Origin of the sequence: Enterobacter mori (assembly GCF_025244905.1) — a bacterium.
Taxonomy (GTDB): Bacteria; Pseudomonadota; Gammaproteobacteria; order Enterobacterales; family Enterobacteriaceae; genus Enterobacter; species Enterobacter mori_A.
On sequence record NZ_CP104285.1, the window covers coordinates 1572123 to 1595657 of the forward strand.

At 54.8% G+C, this 23535-nt stretch carries 17 protein-coding genes; 12 read left to right on the forward strand and 5 right to left on the reverse strand.

Annotated features, from left to right (window positions below; translation table 11 throughout):
* Positions 1–20: 20 nt before the first annotated feature.
* The 4 genes from N2K86_RS07340 (at position 21) to N2K86_RS07355 (ending at position 3259) form a co-directional block, all read left to right on the forward strand.
* Positions 21–1250, forward strand: coding sequence for a winged helix-turn-helix domain-containing protein (locus tag N2K86_RS07340; protein ID WP_260660993.1), 1230 nt, complete (start codon positions 21–23; stop codon positions 1248–1250).
* A gap of 45 nt (positions 1251–1295) precedes the next feature.
* Positions 1296–1478, forward strand: a complete 183-nt coding sequence (gene ycaR, locus N2K86_RS07345) for a protein YcaR (protein ID WP_260660994.1) — start codon at positions 1296–1298, stop codon at positions 1476–1478.
* A complete protein-coding gene (kdsB, locus tag N2K86_RS07350; RefSeq protein ID WP_260660995.1) occupies positions 1475–2221 on the forward strand; it encodes a 3-deoxy-manno-octulosonate cytidylyltransferase in 747 nt (248 codons plus the stop codon). The genes ycaR and kdsB overlap by 4 nt, the downstream gene beginning before the upstream one ends.
* Before the next feature lie 144 nt (positions 2222–2365).
* Entirely contained in the window at positions 2366–3259 is an 894-nt protein-coding gene (locus tag N2K86_RS07355) for a YcbJ family phosphotransferase (RefSeq protein ID WP_260660996.1), read from the forward strand.
* Here N2K86_RS07355 and elyC read toward each other — a convergent pair.
* Entirely contained in the window at positions 3236–4015 is a 780-nt protein-coding gene (elyC, locus tag N2K86_RS07360; RefSeq protein WP_260660997.1) for an envelope biogenesis factor ElyC, read from the reverse strand. The two genes, N2K86_RS07355 and elyC, sit on opposite strands and share 24 nt — an antisense overlap.
* A 124-nt stretch (positions 4016–4139) precedes the next feature.
* Between elyC and cmoM the strand changes: the two genes are divergently transcribed.
* The 7 genes from cmoM to N2K86_RS07395 all read left to right on the forward strand — a co-directional run bounded on the left by cmoM (position 4140) and on the right by N2K86_RS07395 (position 14775).
* The gene (gene cmoM, locus N2K86_RS07365) at positions 4140–4919 is read left to right on the forward strand and encodes a tRNA uridine 5-oxyacetic acid(34) methyltransferase CmoM (RefSeq protein WP_212473691.1); all 780 of its coding nucleotides are present in this window, start codon (positions 4140–4142) and stop codon (positions 4917–4919) included.
* A gap of 3 nt (positions 4920–4922) precedes the next feature.
* Positions 4923–6245, forward strand: coding sequence for a chromosome partition protein MukF (mukF, locus tag N2K86_RS07370; RefSeq protein WP_006809372.1), 1323 nt, complete (start codon positions 4923–4925; stop codon positions 6243–6245).
* Positions 6226–6930 (forward strand): chromosome partition protein MukE, encoded by a 705-nt coding sequence (mukE, locus tag N2K86_RS07375; RefSeq protein ID WP_003858208.1) that lies wholly within the window; start codon positions 6226–6228, stop codon positions 6928–6930. Before mukF ends, mukE begins: the two co-directional genes overlap by 20 nt.
* On the forward strand, positions 6930–11378 hold the full coding sequence (gene mukB, locus N2K86_RS07380) for a chromosome partition protein MukB (RefSeq protein ID WP_260660998.1): 4449 nt from the start codon (positions 6930–6932) through the stop codon (positions 11376–11378). The genes mukE and mukB overlap by 1 nt, the downstream gene beginning before the upstream one ends.
* A gap of 178 nt (positions 11379–11556) precedes the next feature.
* Entirely contained in the window at positions 11557–13380 is a 1824-nt protein-coding gene (gene ldtD / locus N2K86_RS07385; RefSeq protein ID WP_260660999.1) for a L,D-transpeptidase, read from the forward strand.
* Between the two features lie 175 nt (positions 13381–13555).
* Entirely contained in the window at positions 13556–14107 is a 552-nt protein-coding gene (locus N2K86_RS07390; RefSeq protein ID WP_185805582.1) for a YcbK family protein, read from the forward strand.
* 20 nt (positions 14108–14127) lie between these two features.
* Positions 14128–14775 carry an MBL fold metallo-hydrolase gene (locus N2K86_RS07395; RefSeq protein WP_089598364.1) on the forward strand — a complete coding sequence of 216 codons (648 nt, stop codon included), beginning with the start codon at positions 14128–14130 and terminating at the stop codon, positions 14773–14775.
* A gap of 50 nt (positions 14776–14825) precedes the next feature.
* On the opposite strand, the gene N2K86_RS07400 is transcribed toward N2K86_RS07395, so the two are convergent.
* The 4 genes from N2K86_RS07400 to pncB all read right to left on the reverse strand — a co-directional run bounded on the left by N2K86_RS07400 (position 14826) and on the right by pncB (position 20634).
* Entirely contained in the window at positions 14826–16016 is a 1191-nt protein-coding gene (locus N2K86_RS07400; protein WP_202774146.1) for an amino acid aminotransferase, read from the reverse strand.
* A gap of 184 nt (positions 16017–16200) precedes the next feature.
* Complete coding sequence (gene ompF / locus N2K86_RS07405; protein ID WP_313771640.1) at positions 16201–17259, reverse strand: porin OmpF; 1059 nt, start codon at positions 17257–17259, stop codon at positions 16201–16203.
* Positions 17260–17864: 605 nt separating this feature from the next.
* Positions 17865–19265, reverse strand: coding sequence for an asparagine--tRNA ligase (gene asnS, locus N2K86_RS07410; protein ID WP_260661000.1), 1401 nt, complete (start codon positions 19263–19265; stop codon positions 17865–17867).
* 166 nt (positions 19266–19431) lie between these two features.
* A complete protein-coding gene (gene pncB, locus N2K86_RS07415; RefSeq protein WP_260661001.1) occupies positions 19432–20634 on the reverse strand; it encodes a nicotinate phosphoribosyltransferase in 1203 nt (400 codons plus the stop codon).
* Between the two features lie 254 nt (positions 20635–20888).
* Here pncB and pepN point away from each other — a divergent pair, with 254 nt between their 5' ends.
* On the forward strand, positions 20889–23501 hold the full coding sequence (gene pepN / locus N2K86_RS07420) for an aminopeptidase N (protein ID WP_260661003.1): 2613 nt from the start codon (positions 20889–20891) through the stop codon (positions 23499–23501).
* Positions 23502–23535: the final 34 nt, after the last annotated feature.

Below are 23535 nucleotides of genomic sequence, written 5' to 3' on the forward strand. Positions count from 1 at the left end.
TTTGACTGACAGGAAAACGCATGTCTTTACCGCAACTCTCGCTAACAGCTGCACGTCATTTACACCTTGCCGCGCAGGGGCTGCTTAAAAAGCCTCGCCGTCGCGCACTACCCTCTGACATTCTCTCCACCGTGCAGCGCATGTCGTTGCTGCAAATCGATACCATCAACATCGTGGCACGAAGCCCTTACCTGGTGCTCTTCAGCCGCCTGGGAAATTATCAGCCGCAGTGGCTGGACAATGCGCTTAGCCAGGGTGAGCTAATGGAATACTGGGCACATGAAGCCTGTTTCCTGCCCCGCAGTGATTTCGCGCTGATTCGTCACCGCATGCTCTCTCCGGATAAGATGGGCTGGAAATATCGTCAGGAGTGGATGCATGAACACGCCGCTGAAATTGAGCAGCTTATCGCGCATATTCAGGAAAACGGTCCAGTGCGTTCGGCTGATTTTGAACACCCGCGCAAAGGCACCAGCGGCTGGTGGGAGTGGAAGCCGCACAAACGTCATCTCGAAGGGCTGTTCACCTCTGGAAAAGTCATGGTGATTGAGCGGCGTAACTTTCAGCGCGTATACGACCTGACGCACCGCGTGATGCCGCACTGGGACGACGAGCGTGACCTGCTTACGCAGGAAGCGGCCGAAGCCATCATGCTGGAGAACAGCGCCCGCAGTCTGGGGATTTTTCGCCCGCAATGGCTGGCAGACTACTACCGACTCCGTCAGCCCGCGCTAAAACCCTTGCTGGAGGTGTGGCAGCGCGAGCAGCGCGTCATACCTGTCACTGTCGAAACGCTGGGCGAGATGTGGCTGCATGCCGATTTGCTCCCGCTTTTACCTCAGGCGCAGGAAGGTAAGCTCCAGGCCACACACAGCGCGGTACTGTCACCTTTCGACCCGGTCGTCTGGGACAGAAAGCGGGCCGAGCAGCTGTTTAATTTCAGCTACCGGCTGGAGTGTTACACCCCCGCGCCAAAACGCCAATACGGCTACTTCGTTTTGCCTTTGCTGCATAAAGGGCAACTGGTGGGACGCATGGATGCCAAAATGCACCGCAAAACCGGGACGCTTGAAATCATCGCGCTGTATCTTGAAGACGGGGTTAAGGCGACGGCGACCCTGGAGAAAGGATTATCATCCGCCATTAGCGAATTTGCGCGCTGGCAAGGGGCGAGCAGCGTGACGCTGGGCCGTATGCCGGACGGGCTGTTTACGACCTGCCGAAGTGGTTGGGAAACAGACACTCCCTGAAAAGGGAATGTGTTAAGCTTTAGCGATAACCCATACGGAGGAACTATGGATCACCGTTTACTTGAAATTATTGCCTGCCCGGTGTGCAACGGCAAACTCTACTACAGCCAGGATAAACAAGAACTGATTTGCAAGCTGGACAGTCTGGCTTTTCCGCTGCGGGACGGTATTCCGGTCCTGCTGGAAAATGAAGCCCGTTCCCTGGTGGCAGAAGAGAGCAAGCTATGAGTTTCGTTGTCATTATTCCAGCGCGCTATGCATCAACGCGTCTGCCGGGTAAACCGTTGGTAGATATCAACGGCAAGCCAATGATTGTGCATGTCCTGGAGCGTGCGCGTGAATCGGGTGCTGACCGCGTCATCGTGGCAACCGATCATCCGGACGTGGCACAAGCGGTTGAAGCGGCGGGCGGTGAAGTGTGCATGACTCGCGCCGATCACCAGTCCGGCACTGAGCGTCTGGCGGAAGTGGTTGAGAAATGTGGTTTCAGCGATGATACGGTCATCGTCAACGTGCAAGGCGACGAGCCGATGATCCCGGCGGTTATTATTCGCCAGGTGGCGGAAAATCTGGCGCAGCGTCAGGTTGGCATGGCCACCCTCGCGGTACCCATTCATCATGCTGAAGAAGCATTTAACCCGAATGCAGTGAAGGTGGTCATGGATGCCGAGGGCTATGCGCTCTATTTCTCACGCGCGACCATCCCCTGGGATCGCGATCGCTTTGCGGTATCAAATGAGACCATCGGTGATTCATTCCTGCGCCACATTGGGATCTACGGCTACCGTGCGGGCTTCATTCGCCGCTATGTCAACTGGTCACCGAGCCCGCTGGAGCATATTGAAATGCTGGAGCAGCTCCGCGTGCTCTGGTATGGCGAAAAAATCCACGTAGCCGTTGCCAAAGAAGTCCCCGGAACGGGCGTTGATACGCCGGAAGATCTTGAGCGCGTTCGCGCCGAATTGCATTAATCTTCTTGCCTCCATCCCTCCTTTCGGGGGGATGTTCTCACCCCACAATTTTTCCTTTCTTACCCATTATTGATCTCTTCCGGGTGACATACGTTGCTCACGCGCTCATTATAAAAGCAGTAGACTTAATGGGGGTAATCTCATATGGAACAGCTGCGTGCCGAACTGAGCCATCTGCTTGGCGAGACGTTGAGCCGAGTCGAGTGTGTGAATGAAAAGGCGGATACCGCACTTTGGGCGCTGTATGACAGTCATGGAAACCCAATGCCTCTCATGGCCAGAAGCTTTACTTCACCCGGCGTCGCCAGACAGTTGGCATGGAAAATGTCGATGCTGGCAAGGGAGGGTACGGTGCGAATGCCGACGGTTTACGGTGTCATGACGCATGAGGAACACCCCGGCCCGGATGTCCTGCTCATTGAGCGCCTGCGCGGCGTCTCTGTGGAAGCCCCGGCGCGCACGCCGGACCGCTGGGAACAGCTGAAAGATCAGATCGTCGAAGCGTTACTGGCCTGGCACCGGCAGGATAGCCGCGGGCTCGTCGGCCCGGTCGACAGCACCCAGGAAAACCTGTGGCCGCTCTGGTATCGTCAGCGGGTCGAAGTGCTGTGGGGAACGCTTAACCAGTTCAACAACACCGGTTTAACCATGCAGGACAAACGCATTCTGTTTCGCACCCGCGAGTGCTTGCCTGCGCTGTTTGAGGGCTTTAACGACAACTGCGTGCTGATACACGGCAATTTTACCCTGCGCAGCATGCTGAAAGATCCCCGCAGCGACCAGCTGTTGGCGATGGTTGGGCCGGGCATTATGCTCTGGGCACCGCGCGAGTACGAACTGTTCAGACTCTGCGACAGCGCCTCTGCGGAAGGTTTGCTCTGGCACTATCTGCAACGGGCACCTGTCGCGGAGGCATTTCTCTGGCGGCGCTGGCTCTATTTGCTCTGGGATGAAGTGGCGCAACTGGTGAATACCGGACGGTTCAATCGCGCCAACTTCGACCTGGCGACAAAATCACTCTTGCCCTGGCTCGCATGACGCGCCTTTCAGCCATTGCCAGAGGCGTCCGAGCGTCTCGTAACCGACACGGTCGCTGTGCATCAACCAGACCGGGGACGGGATTGCTCGTTCCCACGGGTTAAGCGGCGCGTTGATCGCTATCTGGTTAGCCGGTGCGGGTAGGGGATGTAATCCCTGTTTCTCGAAGAATATCATTGCCCTCGGTAAATGCGACGCCGATGTCACGAGCAGGAACGGCACATCGCCGATGGCCTGCTTCACCGCGGCGGCTTCCTCTTCGGTGTCTTTTGGGCTGTCCAGGGTGATGATAGACGAACGCGGCACGCCCAGTGATTCAGCGACGCGTGCGCCGGCCTCCGCCGTACTCACCGGGTTTGTTTGTGCGGCGGCTCCGGTGAAGATCATTTTCGATCCCGGATTAGCAAGCCACAGGCGGATACCTTCGTTCAGGCGCGGCAGGCTGTTGTTGATCAGATTAGAGCTGGGTGCCCAGTTCGGATCCCAGGTATACCCACCACCCAATACCACGATGTACTCCACTTTCTGATTTCCCTGCCAGGTCGGGTACTTATTTTCGATAGGGCGTAACAGACCATCCGCGACCGGCTGCAGGCTCAGCAGCAGCAGCATCAGCCAGCCGAGCGTGATAAGCGTTTTGCCACTTTTCTGAAAGCGACTGAACCACACCAGTGCCAGCCCCAGCGCGATGAGAAGCAGCAGCAGGGGAAGGGGAAGCATCATGCCTCCGATGTATTTTTTTAGGGTAAAAAGCATCCTTTTTGGTTCCTTTTTTAACCATACAGCAGGCGATTACCCGTGATATTACACCAGAGTGGTTCATTCTCCGCGCGGGTGTGACAAAATAGCGGTTTTGCAGTGAGCGAGTGGAACCTTCCCAATGCGGGATCGCAATTTTGATGACATCGCGGAAAAGTTTTCGCGCAACATTTATGGCACCACCAAAGGTCAGCTTCGTCAGACGATCCTCTGGCAGGATCTGGACAAGCTGTTGGCGGAGATGGGTGACCGACGGTTGCGCGTGCTTGATGCCGGTGGCGGGGAAGGTCAGACTGCAATTCTGATGGCGCAGCGGGGGCACCACGTCACGCTTTGCGATCTTTCTGCCGAGATGGTTACTCGCGCCGAACGCGCGGCAGAAGAGAAAGGTGTGAGCGACAACATGCATTTTATACATTGCGCCGCTCAGGACATTCCCCAGCATTTGGAAACGCAGGTTGATCTGATATTGTTTCATGCTGTACTCGAATGGGTCGCGGAACCGCAAGCCATGTTAAAAACGCTGTGGTCGATGTTGCGTCCGGGCGGTGCGTTATCGCTAATGTTCTACAATGCAAACGGTCTGCTGATGCGAAACGTGCTGGTGGGCAATTTTGGCTACGTGCAGCAGGGGATGTATAAAAAGAAACGGCGCACGCTATCGCCGGATTTCCCACGTGAACCGCAGCAGGTCTATGGCTGGCTGGAGGAGATTGGTTGGGAGATCACCGGTAAAACAGGCGTGAGGGTGTTTCATGATTATCTGCGTGATAAACAAAAACAGCATGACTGTTTAGACGCCTTAACAGAAATAGAAACGCGGTATTGCCGCCAGGAGCCTTATCTGAGCCTTGGTCGCTATATACACGTCACCGCGCGCAAGCCGCAGAAGCAAGGATAATCTATGAGTGAATTTTCCCAGACAGTCCCCGAACTGGTTGCCTGGGCCAGGAAAAACGATTTCTCCATCTCGCTGCCGGTAGACAGACTCTCCTTCCTGCTGGCGGTTGCCACGCTGAACGGCGAACGGCTGGATGGTGAAATGAGCGAGGGTGAACTGGTGGATGCGTTCCGCCATGTCAGTGATGCGTTTGAGCAAACCAGCGAAACCATTAGCGTGCGTGCCAACAACGCAATCAACGATATGGTGCGTCAACGTCTGCTGAACCGCTTTACCAGCGAGCAGGCGGAAGGAAACGCCATTTATCGTCTGACGCCTCTGGGGATCGGCATTACCGATTACTACATTCGCCAGCGCGAGTTTTCGACGCTGCGTCTCTCCATGCAGCTCTCGATCGTGGCGGGCGAGCTTAAGCGCGCCGCCGACGCGGCAGATGAAAACGGTGACGAATTCCACTGGCACCGCAACGTTTACGCGCCGCTGAAGTACTCGGTGGCTGAGATTTTCGACAGCATCGATCTGACCCAGCGTCTGATGGATGAACAGCAGCAGCAGGTGAAAGACGATATCGCTCAATTGCTGAATAAAGACTGGCGTGCAGCCATCTCCAGCTGTGAACTTTTATTGTCAGAAACCTCCGGTACGCTGCGTGAGCTGCAGGATACGCTGGAAGCCGCAGGCGACAAGCTTCAGGCCAATCTGCTCCGCATCCAGGATGCGACCATGGCGCACGACGACCTACACTTTGTCGACCGTCTGGTCTTCGATCTGCAAAGCAAACTCGATCGTATTATTAGCTGGGGCCAGCAGTCGATCGACCTGTGGATCGGCTACGACCGACACGTGCATAAATTTATCCGTACCGCGATCGATATGGATAAAAACCGCGTCTTCGCTCAGCGTCTGCGTCAGTCGGTACAAACCTATTTCGATGCCCCGTGGGCGCTGACCTACGCGAATGCCGACCGTCTGCTGGATATGCGCGACGAAGAGATGGCGCTGCGTGATGAAGAGGTTACCGGTGAATTGCCACCGGATCTGGAATACGAAGAATTTAACGAAATTCGCGAACAACTTGCGGCGATGATCGAAGAACAGCTCGCTGTCTACAAAACCAGACAAGCACCGCTGGATCTTGGTCTCGTGGTGCGCGACTATCTGGCGCAATATCCTCGTGCGCGGCACTTTGACGTTGCCCGCATCGTAGTAGACCAGGCGGTGCGCCTGGGCATCGCGCAAGCAGATTTCACCGGACTGCCGCCGAAGTGGCAGCCGATCAACGATTACGGAGCCAAGGTACAGGCGCATGTCATTGACAAATATTGAACAAGTGATGCCAGTGAAGCTGGCACAGGCGCTGGCGAATCCGTTATTTCCGGCGCTGGACAGCCAGCTGCGTGCCGGTCGTCACATTGGTCTTGACGAGCTGGATAATCACGCTTTTTTGATGGACTTCCAGGAATACCTGGAAGAGTTTTACGCGCGCTACAACGTGGAGCTGATTCGCGCGCCGGAAGGGTTTTTCTACCTGCGCCCGCGCTCAACCACGCTGATCCCGCGTTCCGTGCTCTCCGAGCTGGATATGATGGTCGGCAAAATTCTCTGCTACCTCTACCTCAGCCCGGAACGTCTGGCGAATGAAGGGATTTTCACTCAGCAGGAACTCTACGATGAACTGCTGTCGCTGGCAGATGAAAGCAAACTACTGAAGCTGGTGAACAACCGTTCGACAGGTTCCGATCTTGACCGTCAGAAATTACAGGAAAAAGTTCGCTCTTCCCTGAACCGTCTGCGTCGTTTGGGCATGGTCTGGTTTATGGGCCATGACAGCAGCAAATTCCGCATTACGGAATCCGTCTTCCGCTTTGGCGCCGACGTGCGCGCGGGTGACGACGCCCGTGAAGCGCAGCTGCGCATGATCCGCGACGGTGAAGCGATGCCGGTGGAAAACCATTTGCAGCTCAATGATGAGCATGAAGAGAATCAGCCGGATAGCGGGGAGGAAGAGTAATGATTGAACGCGGTAAATTTCGCTCACTAACGCTGATTAACTGGAACGGCTTCTTTGCCCGAACCTTCGATCTGGATGAGCTGGTGACGACGCTCTCCGGCGGTAACGGTGCGGGTAAATCCACCACCATGGCGGCATTTGTGACGGCGCTGATCCCCGATTTGACGCTGCTGCACTTCCGTAACACCACCGAAGCGGGCGCGACAAGCGGCTCTCGTGATAAGGGTCTGCACGGTAAGCTGAAGGCCGGTGTCTGTTATTCGGTGCTGGACGTCATCAACTCCCGTCACCAGCGCGTTGTGGTGGGCGTGCGTCTGCAGCAGGTTGCCGGTCGCGACCGTAAAGTGGATATCAAACCGTTCGCCATCCAGGGGCTGCCAACGTCCGTGCAGCCGACGGCGCTGCTGACGGAAACCCTGAACGAACGCCAGGCGCGCGTACTGACGCTGCAGGAGCTGAAAGACAAGCTCGAAGCCATCGAAGGCGTGCAGTTCAAACAGTTCAACTCCATTACCGATTACCACTCCCTGATGTTCGACCTGGGCGTGGTGGCGCGACGTCTGCGCACGGCATCAGACCGTAGCAAATACTACCGCCTGATCGAAGCGTCTCTGTACGGCGGTATCTCCAGCGCGATTACCCGCTCCCTGCGCGACTACCTGCTGCCGGAAAACAGCGGCGTGCGTAAGGCCTTCCAGGATATGGAAGCCGCGTTGCGTGAAAACCGCATGACGCTGGAAGCCATTCGCGTTACCCAGTCTGACCGCGACCTGTTTAAACACCTTATTAGCGAAGCCACTAACTACGTGGCGGCGGACTATATGCGTCACGCCAACGAGCGCCGCATTCATCTCGATCAGGCATTAGAGTACCGTCGTGAGCTGTTTACCTCGCGTAAACAGCTGGTGGCCGAGCAGTACAAGCACGTCGAAATGGCGCGCGAGCTGGGTGAGCACAACGGTGCCGAGGGTGACCTGGAAGCGGATTACCAGGCCGCCAGCGATCACCTGAACCTGGTGCAGACCGCACTGCGTCAGCAGGAAAAAATCGAGCGCTATGAAGCAGACCTCGATGAGCTGCAAATTCGCCTTGAAGAGCAAAACGAAGTGGTGGCTGAAGCCGCCGACATGCAGGAAGAGAACGAAGCCCGTGCCGAAGCCGCCGAGCTGGAAGTGGATGAGCTAAAAAGCCAGCTTGCCGATTACCAGCAGGCGCTGGACGTGCAGCAGACGCGTGCTATTCAATACAATCAGGCCCTGCAGGCGTTACAGCGCGCCAAAGAGCTGTGTCATTTGCCTGACTTAACGCCAGAAAGCGCCGATGAATGGCTGGATACTTTCCAGGCAAAAGAGCAGGAAGCCACTGAGAAACTCCTGTCACTCGATCAGAAAATGAGCGTCGCACAAACGGCGCACAGCCAGTTTGAACAGGCTTACCAGCTGGTGGTGGCGATTAACGGTCCGCTGGCGCGTAATGAAGCCTGGGACGTCGCCCGCGAACTGTTGCGCGACGGGGTGAACCAGCGCCATCTGGCTGAGCAGGTTCAGCCGCTGCGTATGCGCCTCAACGAGCTGGAGCAGCGCCTGCGCGAGCAGCAGGAAGCCGAGCGTCTGCTGGCGGAATTCTGCAAGCGTCAGGGGAAAAATTACGATTTCGACGAGCTTGAGGCTTTGCATCAGGAGCTTGAAGCGCGTATTGCGGCACTTTCAGACAGTGTATCCAACGCCAGCGAACAGCGTATGACGCTGCGCCAGGAGATGGAGCAGCTTCAGTCCCGCTCGCAAAAACTGTTGCAGCGTGCGCCGGTCTGGCTGGCAGCTCAAAGCAGCCTGAGCCAGCTTAGCGAACAGTGCGGCGAAGAGTTTGAGTCCAGTCAGGAAGTGACAGAATACCTCCAGCAGCTACTGGAGCGCGAACGCGAAGCGATTGTTGAGCGTGACGAAGTGGGTGCCCGCAAGCGCGACGTCGATGAAGAGATTGAACGCTTAAGCCAGCCGGGCGGTGCGGAAGATGCGCGCCTGAATACCCTGGCAGAGCGTTTCGGCGGTGTACTGCTGTCCGAAATTTATGACGATGTTGGCCTGGATGATGCGCCGTACTTCTCCGCGCTGTATGGCCCGTCGCGTAATGCAATTGTCGTCCCGGATCTGTCGCTGATTTCTGAGCAGCTGGCAGGACTGGAAGATTGCCCGGAAGATCTCTACCTGATCGAAGGCGATCCGCAGTCGTTTGATGACAGCGTATTCAGCGTCGACGAGCTGGAAAAAGCGGTGGTGGTGAAAATCGCTGACCGTCAGTGGCGCTATTCTCGCTTCCCGGAACTGCCGCTGTTTGGCCGCGCCGCGCGTGAAAACCGTATTGAAAGCCTGCACGCCGAGCGTGAAACGCTCTCTGAACGCTTTGCAACGCTGTCGTTTGACGTGCAGAAAACCCAGCGTTTGCACCAGGCATTCAGCCGCTTTATCGGTAGCCATCTTGCCGTGGCCTTTGACGCGGATCCGGAAGCAGAAATTCGCAAGCTCAATACCCGTCGTGGTGAACTTGAGCGCGCGATTGCTAATCATGAAAGTGACAACCAGCAGAGCCGCGTCCAGTTTGAACAGGCGAAAGAGGGCGTCGCCGCCCTTAACCGCATCCTGCCGCGCCTGAATCTGCTGGCTGATGACACGCTGGCTGACCGCGTAGATGAAATCCAGGAACGTCTGGATGAAGCGCAGGAAGCCGCGCGTTTTGTACAACAGCACGGTAATCAGCTGGCGAAGCTGGAGCCGGTCATCTCCGTTCTTCAAAGCGACCCGGAGCAGTTCGAGCAGTTAAAAGAAGATTACGCCTGGTCACAGCAGGTGCAGCGTGAAGCGCGTCAGCAGGCGTTTGCCCTGACGGAAGTGGTACAGCGTCGCGCCCACTTCGGCTACTCCGATTCAGCAGAAATGCTGAGCGGAAACAGCGATCTGAATGAAAAGCTGCGTCAGCGCCTGGAGCAGGCTGAAGCCGAGCGTACCCGCGCGCGTGAAGCCATGCGTACGCATGCCGCACAGCTGAGCCAGTACAGTCAGGTCATGGCCTCGCTGAAAAGCTCCTTCGATACCAAGAAAGAGCTGTTGAACGATCTGCACAAAGAGCTGCAGGATATTGGCGTTCGTGCCGACAGCGGTGCGGAAGAACGTGCGCGCATTCGTCGCGATGAACTGCACAGCCAACTGAGCAACAACCGAGCTCGCCGCAATCAGCTCGAAAAAGCGCTGACCTTCTGCGAAGCGGAGATGGACAACCTGACGCGTCGCCTGCGCAAGCTGGAGCGCGACTATCACGAAATGCGTGAGCAGGTTGTCACCGCGAAGGCGGGCTGGTGTGCGGTGATGCGCATGGTGAAAGACAATAACGTTGAACGTCGTCTACACCGTCGCGAGCTGGCCTATCTTTCCGGGGACGAACTGCGTTCCATGTCGGATAAAGCGTTGGGTGCACTGCGTCTGGCGGTGGCGGATAACGAACACCTGCGCGACGTGCTGCGTATGTCGGAAGATCCGAAGCGTCCTGAGCGCAAAATCCAGTTCTTCGTGGCCGTTTATCAGCACCTGCGCGAACGTATTCGTCAGGATATCATCCGTACCGACGATCCGGTCGAAGCCATCGAACAAATGGAAATCGAGCTGGGTCGCCTGACGGAAGAGTTGACCTCCCGCGAGCAGAAGCTGGCTATCAGCTCCCGCAGCGTGGCGAACATCATCCGTAAGACCATTCAGCGCGAACAGAACCGTATCCGCCAGCTGAACCAGGGCCTGCAGAGCGTGTCGTTTGGTCAGGTTAACAGCGTGCGTCTGAACGTGAACGTACGTGAGGCTCACTCTACGCTGCTGGACGTGCTGTCTGAACAACACGAACAGCACCAGGATCTGTTCAACAGCAACCGTCTGACCTTCTCTGAAGCGCTGGCGAAGCTGTATCAGCGCCTGAACCCGCAGATCGATATGGGCCAGCGTACGCCGCAAACCATTGGTGAAGAGCTGCTGGATTACCGTAACTATCTGGAGATGGAAGTTGAGGTTAACCGGGGTTCCGACGGCTGGCTGCGTGCGGAATCGGGTGCGCTGTCGACGGGTGAGGCTATCGGTACCGGTATGTCGATTCTGGTGATGGTTGTCCAGAGTTGGGAAGATGAAGCGCGTCGTCTGCGCGGTAAAGACATCTCGCCATGTCGCCTGCTGTTCCTTGATGAAGCGGCGCGTCTTGATGCCCGCTCCATCGCTACGTTGTTTGAACTTTGCGATCGCCTTGATATGCAGCTCATCATCGCAGCACCGGAAAACATCAGCCCGGAAAAAGGGACGACTTACAAACTGGTACGTAAAGTATTCCAGAACAGCGAACACGTACACGTTGTCGGGTTACGCGGTTTTGCACCGCAACCACCAGAGTCATTACCGGGTACGGCAGACGCCTCCTGAGGTGTTTTGTTACAAAGCGCGGCGCAGTAGCGCCGCTTTTTTTTTACTCTTAGCTTGTGCTTACGGCTGCGTTATCTTTAAACTTCTTTACATAAGGTAAGCCAACAGCAATTGTGCCTACCTATAATGAAAGAAAGCCCCAATGTGATGGGCGTGTCGTGAAAACAGGGGGCAAGGGATGTTGCTAAAGAAAAATCGTGGTCGTCAGCTGTCAGTGCTAAGTTTGTGTCTGGCAATGACGTTTGCTCCACTGTTCACCGCGCAGGCTGATGAGCCTGAGGTTGTACCGACTGACAGCTCTGCAACAATGGGTTCTCAGCCGACGTCGTTGTCACAGCCGCTGGAGCAGTCTCCAGCAACGGCCATTATGGCCGGTATTACGCCGCTACCTGAAGGTATCGACACAGAGTCTGTTCGTCAGCAGCTGCAGTCCGGGCTGCCGTCAGGATATACACCTGCCTACATTAATCAGCTCACGCTGCTTTATGCCGCGCGTGATATGAAGCCGATGTGGGAAAACCGTGATGCGGTGCGTGCTTTCCAGCAGCAGCTGGCAGAGGTGGCGATTGCTGGTATTCAGCCGCAGTTTACAACGTGGGTTGAACTTCTGACCGATCCTTCCGTGACCGGGCAGGCGCGTGACGTGGTTCTCTCAGATGCCATGATGGGGTATCTCCAGTTTGTGGCGGGTATTCCGGTAAATGGCAATCGTTGGTTATACAGCGAAAAACCGTACAAACTGGCGACGCCAGCCCTGTCGGTCATAAACCAATGGCAACTGTCACTGGATAATGGCGACCTGCCGCGCTTTATCGCAAGCCTTGCGCCTGCACATCCGCAATACGCCACAATGCACCAGTCGCTGCTTGAGCTGGTTGCGGATTCGCGTCCGTGGCCGCAACTCCGGGCGACCGCGACGCTGCGTCCGGGGCAGTGGAGCAGTGATGTTCCTGCACTGCGCGAAATTCTCAAACGTTCCGGCATTCTGGATAATGGGCCAAAAATTGCGCTTCCTGGCGATGACGGTCAAAGCGTGGCCGTGAGCCCGTCGGCACCGGTAAAAGAGACCAGCGTAGCTCCGCTAAGCTCAAAGCCTGCCGCGTATGACCGCGAGCTGGTTGCGGCAGTTAAGCAGTTCCAGTCTATTCAGGGGCTGGGTGCCGATGGCGTAATTGGTCCGTCAACACGCGACTGGCTGAATGTTTCTCCGGCACAACGGGCGGGCGTACTGGCGCTGAATATCCAGCGTTTGCGCTTGCTGCCAGGCACGCTGTCTACCGGCATCATGGTGAATATACCGGCGTATTCGCTGGTCTACTACCAGAACGGGAGCGAAGTGCTGGCTTCGCGTGTGATTGTCGGGCGTCCCGATCGTAAAACGCCAATGATGAGCAGCGCGCTGAATAATGTGGTGGTTAACCCGCCGTGGAACGTCCCGCCAACGCTGGCTCGTAAGGATATCCTGCCTAAGGTCTGGAACGATCCAGGGTATCTGGAACGCCACGGGTATACCGTGATGCGCGGCTGGAACAGTAAAGAGGCGATAGATCCCTGGATGGTCGACTGGTCAACGATAACGGCGTCGAATTTACCGTTCCGCTTCCAGCAGGCTCCGGGCGCCCATAACTCGCTGGGGCGCTATAAATTCAACATGCCAAGTTCAGATGCAATCTATCTGCATGATACGCCGAACCACAACCTGTTCCAGAAAGATACGCGCGCGCTCAGTTCAGGTTGCGTTCGTGTGAATAAGGCCTCTGAGCTGGCGAATATGCTGCTGCAGGATGCGGGCTGGAACGATACGCGGATTTCAGATGCGTTGAAACAAGGTGATACCCGTTACGTTAATATTCGACACAACATTCCGGTCAATCTTTACTATCTGACGGCGTTTGTCGGCGAGGACGGGCGCACCCAGTACCGTACAGATATTTACAATTATGATCTCACTGCGCGATCCGGCGCACAAATTTTGCCAAAAGCTGAACAATTAATCAGGTAAATGAAGTAGTTCGGGCAAATTGATTGTCGTAAGTTATGGTGAATACGGGGCGATCTGGCTGTAAGCCGCGTATTCACTGGGGTTGGGCGCCTTGACGTAAGCTGTTTTGACAGTTAAGGTGCCCTTCGTGCGCTAAGCATATTTACGATTTCATTGACCTGTAGACCTGATTATCATGGACAAATTTGACGCTAATCGCCGCAAATTGCTGGCGTTAGGTGGTGTTGCGCTCGGCGCAGCGGCCATCCTTCCGACGCCAGCATTTGCCACCCTCTCGACACCACGTCCGCGTATATTAACGCTCAACAATCTTCATACCGGTGAGTCGCTTAAAGCGGAGTTTTTCGATGGCAGAGGCTATATTCAGGATGAATTAGCAAAACTTAACCATTTTTTCCGTGATTTCCGCGCGAATAAAATAAAAGCCATCGATCCTGGACTATTTGATCAGTTATTCCGCCTTCAGGGCCTGCTGGGAACCAGCAAGCCGGTGCAGCTCATTTCAGGATACCGTTCACTCGATACCAACAATGAACTGCGCGCCCACAGCCGTGGGGTAGCGAAAAAAAGCTATCACACTAAAGGGCAGGCAATGGATTTCCACATTGAAGGCGTTTCGTTAGCCAATATTCGCAAAGCCGCGTTATCTATGCGCGCAGGTGGTGTAGGATATTACCCACGTAGCAACTTTGTGCATATTGATACCGGGCCGGTTCGGCACTGGTAATAACGAAACACAGGAGCAGTATGAACTATCGTATTATTCCGGTTACCGCGTTCTCCCAGAACTGTTCATTGATCTGGTGCGAGCAAACCAAACTGGCCGCGCTTGTTGATCCCGGCGGTGACGCTGAGAAAATCAAGCAGGAGGTCGCAGCAAGCGGCGTCACGCTGATGCAGATTTTGCTCACTCATGGTCATCTTGACCATGTAGGTGCTGCGGCTGAACTGGCTGAACACTACGGTGTGCCGGTGATCGGCCCGGAAAAAGAAGATGAGTTCTGGCTGCAGGGATTACCCGCACAAAGCCGCATGTTTGGCCTTGATGAGTGTCTGCCATTGACGCCCGATCGTTGGTTAAACGAAGGAGATCGCGTTACCGTAGGGAATGTGACTTTACAGGTGTTGCATTGTCCTGGGCATACGCCAGGCCATATCGTCTTCTTTGATGACCAGTCACGTCTGCTGATTTCCGGCGATGTCATTTTCAAAGGTGGCGTAGGACGCAGCGATTTCCCGCGCGGCGATCACGGACAGCTGATTCAGTCGATTAAACAAAAGTTATTGCCGCTGGGTGATGACGTAACGTTTATCGCAGGACACGGTCCGATGTCGACGCTGGGCTATGAACGGCTCCATAACCCGTTCCTTCAGGATGAAATGCCTGTCTGGTAACCAGAATAAAAAAAAGCCTGCATTATGCAGGCTTTTTTTATGGGCGCAAATTACAGTACGGCGACAATCGCTTCGCACAGTGGCGCCATGTTGTCAGGCGTCATGCCTGCAACGTTCACGCGGCCAGATGCTACGGCGTACACGCCAAACTCTTCACGCAGACGCAGAACCTGCTCTTTAGTCAGGCCGCTAAACGAGAACATGCCGTTCTGTTTGATGATAAAGCTGAAGTCGCGGTCCGCGCCTTTCTCAGCCAGAGTATTCACGAACAGCAGGCGCATGCGCTGAATGCGCTGGCGCATATCGTTCAGCTCTTGTTCCCAGATCGCGCGCAGGGCATCGTTGCTCAGGATGGTGGCAACAACAGACGCACCGTGTGCCGGTGGGTTAGAGTAGTTAGCGCGGATCACGGACTTCATCTGGCTGAACGCACGATCGACGGTCTCTTCGTTTGCCGCGACCAGCGTACAGGCACCTACGCGCTCATTGTACAGGCCGAAGTTCTTGGAATAGGAACTCGCCACGATCAGTTCCTGATGCACGGCTGCGAACGCGCGCAGGCCTTCCGCATCTTCTTCCAGACCACGGGCAAAGCCCTGATAGGCGAAGTCAAACAGCGGCAGCCAGCCTTTCTCCACGGACAGCTTAGCCAGGTGTTCCCACTGTTCCAGCGTCGGGTCGATACCGGTTGGGTTATGGCAGCAACCGTGGAACAGCACCACGTCACCTGCCTGCGCTTCGCTCAGGCTTGCCAGCAGGCCGTCAAAGTCGAGAGCGTGGTTTGCCGCGTCGTAGTAAGCATATTCACGCACTTCCAGACCCGCAGAGTTAAAGACGCTCTTGTGGTTTGGCCAGCTTGGGTTGCTCACCCATACGCGCTTAACAGAGGTGTTTTTCGCCAGGAAATCCGCCGCAACGCGCAGCGCGCCGGTACCGCCAGGGGTTTGTGCTGTGCGAGCGCGTTTGCTGCTCACAATTTCGCTGCCTTTACCGAACAGCAGTTCCTGAGTGCAGCGACCAAATTCAGGGATACCATCAATACCGAGGTAGTTTTTGGTGGTTTCGTTTTCCAGCAGATACTGTTCAGCTTTTTTAACGCTGGTCAGGACCGGGGTTTTGCCGGTTTCATCTTTATATACACCAATACCCAGGTTGATTTTGCCAGGGCGGTCGTCGGCACGAAACAGATCGGCCAGGCCCAGAATAGGGTCGGCAGGAGCGGCGGTAATGTTCTCAAACATGACGAAGTTCCATTGTGATTACAGAAGTGAAATCCGCTATCAGGTTAACGGTAGATTTACAAAATGCCAACCGTTTGCGACGAAAAGCGTGCGGCTTTTCAAAAGACGCCATTATTTTCTGTCGGGCATAAAAAAACAGGGCCGAAGCCCTGTTCATTAAGCATATAACAAAGTGGTGTACTGATTAGAACTGGTAAACCAGACCTACAGCAACGGTATCATCGCTGTTGATGCCCAGCTTGTTGTCGTTTTTCAGCTGGTTGATCTGGTAGTCAACATAGGTGGACATGTTTTTGTTGAAGTAGTAAGTCGCACCGATGTCGATGTAGTTGATGTAGTCTTCGTCACCGATACCTTCTACGTCTTTCGCTTTAGATTTGTAGTAAGCGATGGATGGACGCAGGCCGAAGTCGAACTGGTACTGAGCGACAACAGAGAAGTCCTGAGATTTGTTAGCGAAGCCGTTGCTGCCCAGACGAGCCGCGTTACGCATTTCGCCGTACAGCGCTGCCAGGTAGATGTTGTTCGCATCGTATTTCAGACCGGTTGCCCACTGCTCAGCTTTATCGCCTTCGCCCCACTGCAGGGTCTGCTGGTTGTTGGTACGGTCAGCCGCGCCGTAAGCACCGACGATGCCGAAGCCGTCGAACTCATAGCTCAGAGAGGTTGCCCAGCCGTCACCGTTAGAACGTACTGCGTCAGTGCGCTCATTTTTGCCCAGGTACTGAACGCCAAAGTTCAGACCGTCAACCAGGCCGAAGAAGCCGCTGTTACGGTAAGTCGCCAGACCACCGGTACGACCAGAGAAGAAGTTGTCGCTTGCGCCAGTGTCGCCACCGAATTCTGGCAGCATATCGGTGATACCGATTGCATCATAGACCAGACCGTAGTTACGACCGTAGTCGAAGGAGCCTGCGTCACCGAATTTCAGACCTGCGAATGCCAGACGGGTTTTGTTACCGGACTGTGCATCAGCGCCTTCAGAGTTGTTACCCTGGAAGTTGTATTCCCACTGACCGTAGCCAGCCAGCTGGTCGTTGATCTGGGTTTCGCCTTTGAAGCCCAGACGAGCATAAGTCATGTCGCCATTGTTGCCGTCATTATCAGAGAAGTAATGCAGACCAACAGCTTTCCCGTAAAGATCTAATTTGTTGCCGTCTTTGTTATAGATTTCTGCAGCGTTTGCTGCACCGGCTACCAGCAGGGCAGGGATAACCACTGCCAGGATATTGCGCTTCATCATTATTTATTACCCTCATTGGTTTTTTTATGACACTCGCCACTGCCGTCAATAAATTCTGTCAATAAATATTTCCGGAACTATTGATGAGAGTTAGGTGTCTTTATGTATCTGACAGGCATCTTTCCATTCATAGAACCGTTTCGCTAGCCTGAAAGTGCTACAATTCTCAAGATTGAGTTACAAAAAGAAATAATGTGTAACTAAATGTGTGTTTTTGGGGACTTTGTGAACCATCTCAAATTTCAGAGAGGCTTGGTTAATTAAGAGGCGGTTTTATTCCTATATATATGAATTGCTTATATTTAATTTGGCTAAAGGCAATTCATATAAACAGCAATTAAACGGCTCATCTTTTCTTATGACCGCGAAAGGACTTCTGGATGGCTGTGAAATTGAATAAAAAATATGCTATTGCTTGAGAATTAAATAATCACAATAAGACTGTGGGGTATTTTTTATTCATAGATATTTCATGGAAACAAAACGTAACAGCTAGTGCTTTTGACGGGGTTGTCTTTTAAAGAGGCTGACTTTGCGCTGACATAAACTGACATTGCAGAATAAAATAATGGCCAGCATGTGCTGGCCATTATCATTGATGCGGGTTAGAAGCTTGCGTTACGCGGCGTACGTGGGAACGGAATCACATCACGGACGTTCTGAACACCGGTTACGTAAGCAATCAGACGCTCAAAGCCCAGGCCGAAGCCTGAATGCGGAACAGTACCGTAACGGCGCAGATCGCGATACCAGCTGTAGTCAGCCGGGTTGAGACCCATCTCTTCCATACGGGAATCCAGGACGTCCAGACGCTCTTCACGTTGCGAACCCCCGATGATCTCACCGATGCCTGGTGCCAGGACATCCATTGCGGCAACGGTTTTACCGTCTTCGTTAAGGCGCATATAGAAAGCCTTAATGTCTTTCGGGTAGTTTTTCACGACAACCGGTGCTTTGAAGTGTTTCTCTGCCAGATAGCGCTCGTGCTCAGAAGAAAGATCCACGCCCCAGTAAACCGGGTTCTCGAACTTCTCGCCGCACTTCTCGAGGATGGCAACCGCATCGGTGTAATCCACCTGCGCGAAGTCAGCGGAAACAAAGCGCTCCAGACGGGCAATCGCGTCGTTATCCACGCGCTCAGCGAAGAATTTCATGTCGTCTGCACGTTCTTCCAGAACGGCTTTAAACACGTATTTCAGCATGGCTTCCGCCAGGCCTGCCACATCATTGAGATCGGCAAAGGCCACTTCTGGCTCCAGCATCCAGAATTCCGCCAGGTGGCGGCTGGTGTTGGAGTTTTCTGCGCGGAAGGTTGGGCCAAAAGTGTAGATCTTCGACAGCGCACAGGCATAGGTTTCACCGTTAAGCTGGCCGGATACCGTCAGGAAGGCTTCTTTACCAAAGAAGTCTTTGTCGTAATCCACTTTACCTTCCGGCGTACGCGGCAGGTTTTCCATATCCAGCGTGGAAACGCGGAACATCTCACCCGCACCTTCAGTGTCGGACGCGGTGATCAGCGGCGTGGATACCCAGAAGTAACCCTGCTCATCGAAGAAACGATGCAGCGCCTGCGCCAGCGTGTGACGAACGCGGGCCACCGCACCGATCAGGTTGGTGCGTGGACGCAGGTGTGCCACTTCGCGAAGGTACTCAATGCTGTGGCGTTTTGCTGCCATCGGGTAGGTATCTGGATCTTCCACCCAGCCGGTGACTTCAATCGCAGAAGCCTGAATTTCGAAGCTCTGTCCCTGACCCGGCGATGCGACAACCACGCCAGTGACGATGACGGAACAGCCCGTTGTCAGGTGCAGAACCTCATCATTGTAATTGGGCAGAGAATTATTAATGACGGCCTGTACAGGATCAAAGCAGGAACCGTCATAGACGGCGAGGAAGGAGATGCCAGCTTTAGAATCTCGGCGGGTACGCACCCATCCGCGCACGGTGACTTCTTGGTCAACGGCGACACGGCCCTGGAGTACGTCGGCTACAGGCACAACGCTCATAATATTCTCTCTGTTAATTGTCGGAAATGATAAACACTTGTCCGCCCTTATGGGGGGATATCTATGTTACCTGGCATCCGCCATCAGACAAGCAGATTTCGCAGTCTTAAGAGAAGAAATAAGAAATAAATAAGAAGTGGGGAGCCTTTACGGCTCCCGAAAGCGGTTAACTGGCTTTTTTAACCTGAGGCAGATCGAAGGCTTTGCGCAATGCGCGGACAAAGGCCTTGTCATGACAGATGGTTTTGCCCGGACTATCAGAGAGTTTTGCCACCGGCTTGCCGTTACATTCCACCAGCTTTATGACGATGTTCAGAGGTTTTACCTGTGGAATATCGCAGGTCAAACGGGTGCCAATACCAAAGCTCAGATTCACTCTGGAGGAGAAGTGGCGGTAAAGATCAACCGCTTTGGCTAAATCAAGGTTATCAGAGAAGACCAGGACTTTCGTCATCGGGTCAATGCCCAGCTTCTCGTAATGGGCAATGGCCTTTTCACCCCATTCCACCGGGTCTCCGGAGTCATGGCGTAAACCCTGATAACGCTCAGCAAATTCAGGACCGAAGTCGCGCAGGAAGGCATCCATCGTGATGCAGTCGGTGAGGGCGATCCCCAGTTGATTCGGATACTCATCCAGCCATGCGGCCAGAGCCGCGCGCTGGCTATTGGCAAGGTCAGGGCTGATCTGCTGATGCGCCTGGAACCACTCGTGTGCCTGAGTGCCCATTGGCGTCAGGTCCAGACGACGCGCAAGGTCGTAATTACTGGTGCCCACAAACCACGGCTCCTGCTGAAGACGTTTAACGATAGCCTGCTGTACTTCGCGAGAAAAACGGCGGCGAGTGCCAAAGTCCATCAGGCGGAAGCGGGACATATCCATACCTTCGGTCAGGTGGGAAAATTCAACCAGCTTATTTTCCAGTGAGGCAACCGCCTGCTCGACGCCGGTTTCCGGCGAACGGTAGCGGTGGGCTAACTCGCTGATCACGGCCAGCAGCGGCACTTCCCACATGATCACTTCACGCCACGGACCTGCAAGGCGGATATTCAGCTTGCCATTATCATTAGTCACCGTGACCTGCTCTGGCTTGTAGCGGAAGTCGCGCAGCCAGGTAAGGTAGTCAGCTTTAAAGAAGGGCAGGCCGGAAAGCCAGTGATATTCGTCGTCCTGCAGCGCCAGATGCTGCATAGCATCGACCTGTTCACGAATGGAATCCGCGTAGATACCCAGCAAGTCGTCGCCCCGGCAGCGAAACTCCGCCGCAACATGAACGTCATGGTAATGGTGGAAAACGGCTTGCTGCATATGCAGTTTATACGCGTCGGTATCCAGCAACGTATGCAGAACCGGAGAAGCGAATTGAGTCATAGGTGCGCTGTAGCATCCTCTCACGGGAGCGTTTAGTACAATAAACAACTCCGGAGTATACCTGTTTTAGTGATTTATTGAACCCCGATCACAACATAAGCGCTCTTTATGGTCGAGAGCATTTCGTGCCCCGTGTTATACAAATGTAGCGAAAAAAGCGTTTCTGCCTGAAAAGATGAACATTCTGCATAGCGCGTTTTACACAACAGGAATATATTGAAACGTTACTCGACAAACGATGCATAAGGTTTTCTATGACACAACAGCCACAAGCCAAATACCGCCACGACTACCGTGCGCCGGAATACCTGATTAGCGATATCGATCTGACTTTTGACCTGGATGCCACAAAAACCGTTGTGACGGCGGTAAGCCAGGTGACGCGCCACAGCGCGACGGCCGTACCGCTGCGTCTGGATGGTGAAGACCTGACGCTGGTTTCCTTACATATTAATGATGAACCCTGGTCAGACTATAAAGAAGAAGGCAACCAGCTGGTCATCGACAACCTGCCGGAACGCTTTACGCTGCGCATCGTGAATGAAATCAGCCCAGCCGCCAACACGGCGCTGGAAGGGCTCTACCAGTCAGGCGTAGCCCTGTGTACCCAGTGTGAAGCAGAAGGCTTCCGCCACATTACCTGGTATCTGGATCGTCCGGACGTACTGGCGCGCTTTACCACCAAAATCATTGCCGATAAAACCTTATATCCGTTCCTGCTCTCCAACGGTAACCGCGTGGGGGAAGGCGAACTGGAGAATGGCCGTCACTGGGTGCAGTGGCAGGATCCGTTCCCGAAACCGTGCTACCTGTTTGCGCTGGTAGCGGGTGATTTCGATGTCCTGCGCGACACCTACAAAACCCGTTCTGGTCGCGACGTGGCGCTGGAATTGTTTGTTGACCGCGGCAACCTTGACCGCGCGCCGTGGGCGATGACCTCGCTCATCAACTCCATGAAGTGGGACGAAGAGCGCTTCGGCCTCGAATACGATCTCGACATTTATATGATCGTCGCCGTCGACTTCTTCAATATGGGCGCGATGGAGAACAAAGGTCTTAACGTCTTTAACTCCAAATACGTGCTAGCGCGTACCGATACCGCCACCGACAAAGACTACCTTGATATCGAACGCGTCATCGGGCACGAATATTTCCATAACTGGACCGGTAACCGCGTCACCTGCCGCGACTGGTTCCAGCTGAGCCTGAAAGAGGGCTTAACCGTCTTCCGCGACCAGGAGTTCAGCTCCGATCTGGGCTCCCGCGCTGTGAACCGCATCAACAACGTGCGCACCATGCGCGGCCTGCAGTTTGCGGAAGATGCCAGCCCAATGGCGCACCCGATTCGTCCGGATAAAGTCATCGAGATGAACAACTTCTACACCCTGACGGTGTATGAAAAAGGGGCAGAAATCATTCGTATGATCCACACCCTGCTGGGCGAAGAGAATTTCCAGAAAGGGATGCAGCTCTACTTCGAGCGTCACGACGGCAGCGCCGCCACCTGCGACGACTTCGTCCAGGCGATGGAAGACGCGTCCAACGTGGATCTGTCCCATTTCCGCCTCTGGTACAGCCAGGCCGGTACGCCTGTTGTGACCGTCAAAGACGACTACAACCCGGAAACCGAGCAGTACACCCTGACCATCAGCCAGCGCACACCGCCAACGGCCGAGCAGGCAGAGAAACAGCCGCTGCACATTCCGTTCAGCATTGAGCTGTACGATAACGAAGGCAAAGTGATCCCCCTGAAGAAGGGCGGTCACCCGGTACACAGCGTGCTTAACGTCACCCAGGCGGAGCAGACGTTTATTTTCGATAATGTTTACTTCCAGCCGGTACCTGCGCTGCTGTGCGAATTCTCTGCGCCGGTAAAACTGGAGTACAAGTGGAGCGATCAGCAGCTGACGTTCCTGATGCGTCACGCGCGCAATGACTTCTCTCGCTGGGATGCAGCGCAGAGCCTGCTGGCAACCTATATCAAGCTGAACGTGAACCGTTATCAGCAGGGCCAGCCGCTGACGCTGCCGGTTCATGTTGCGGATGCCTTCCGCGCGATCCTGCTGGACGAGAAAATTGACCCGGCACTGGCGGCTGAAATTCTGACCTTACCGTCCGCGACTGAAATCGCCGAGCTGTTCGAGATTATCGACCCGATTGCGATTGTCGCAGTCCGTGAAGCGCTAACCCGGACGCTGGCTGCCGAACTGGCGGATGAGTTGCTGGCCATTTACAACGTCAACAAGCTGGATGCGTACCGTGTTGAGCATGCAGATATCGGCAAACGTTCCTTGCGCAATACCTGTCTGCGCTATCTGGCCTTTGGTGAGGTGGAACTGGCGAACACGCTGGTCAGCAAGCAGTATCACGAAGCCGATAACATGACCGACGCGCTGGCTGCGCTCGCCGCAAGCGTTGCCGCCGAGTTGCCGTGCCGTGATGCGCTAATGCAGGAGTACGACGACAAATGGCATCAGGATGGTCTGGTGATGGACAAATGGTTCATTTTGCAGTCCACCAGCCCGTCTGCCGATGTGCTGAGCACCGTACGTCGCCTGCTGAAACACCGCTCGTTCACCATGAGCAACCCGAACCGCGTCCGCTCTCTGATTGGCGCGTTTGCCAGCAGCAACCCGGCCGCGTTCCACGCCGAAGACGGCAGCGGTTATCAGTTTATGGTGGAAATGCTGGCCGAACTGAACAGCCGTAACCCGCAGGTGGCGTCACGTCTGATTGAGCCGCTGATCCGCCTGAAACGCTACGATGCGAAGCGCCAGGCGAAGATGCGCGCCGCGCTTGAGCAGCTGAAAGGGCTGGAAAACCTGTCCGGGGATTTGTACGAGAAGATAGCTAAGGCGCTGGCCTGACAGAAAGCTTTACCCTCCCTCTCCCTGTGGGAGA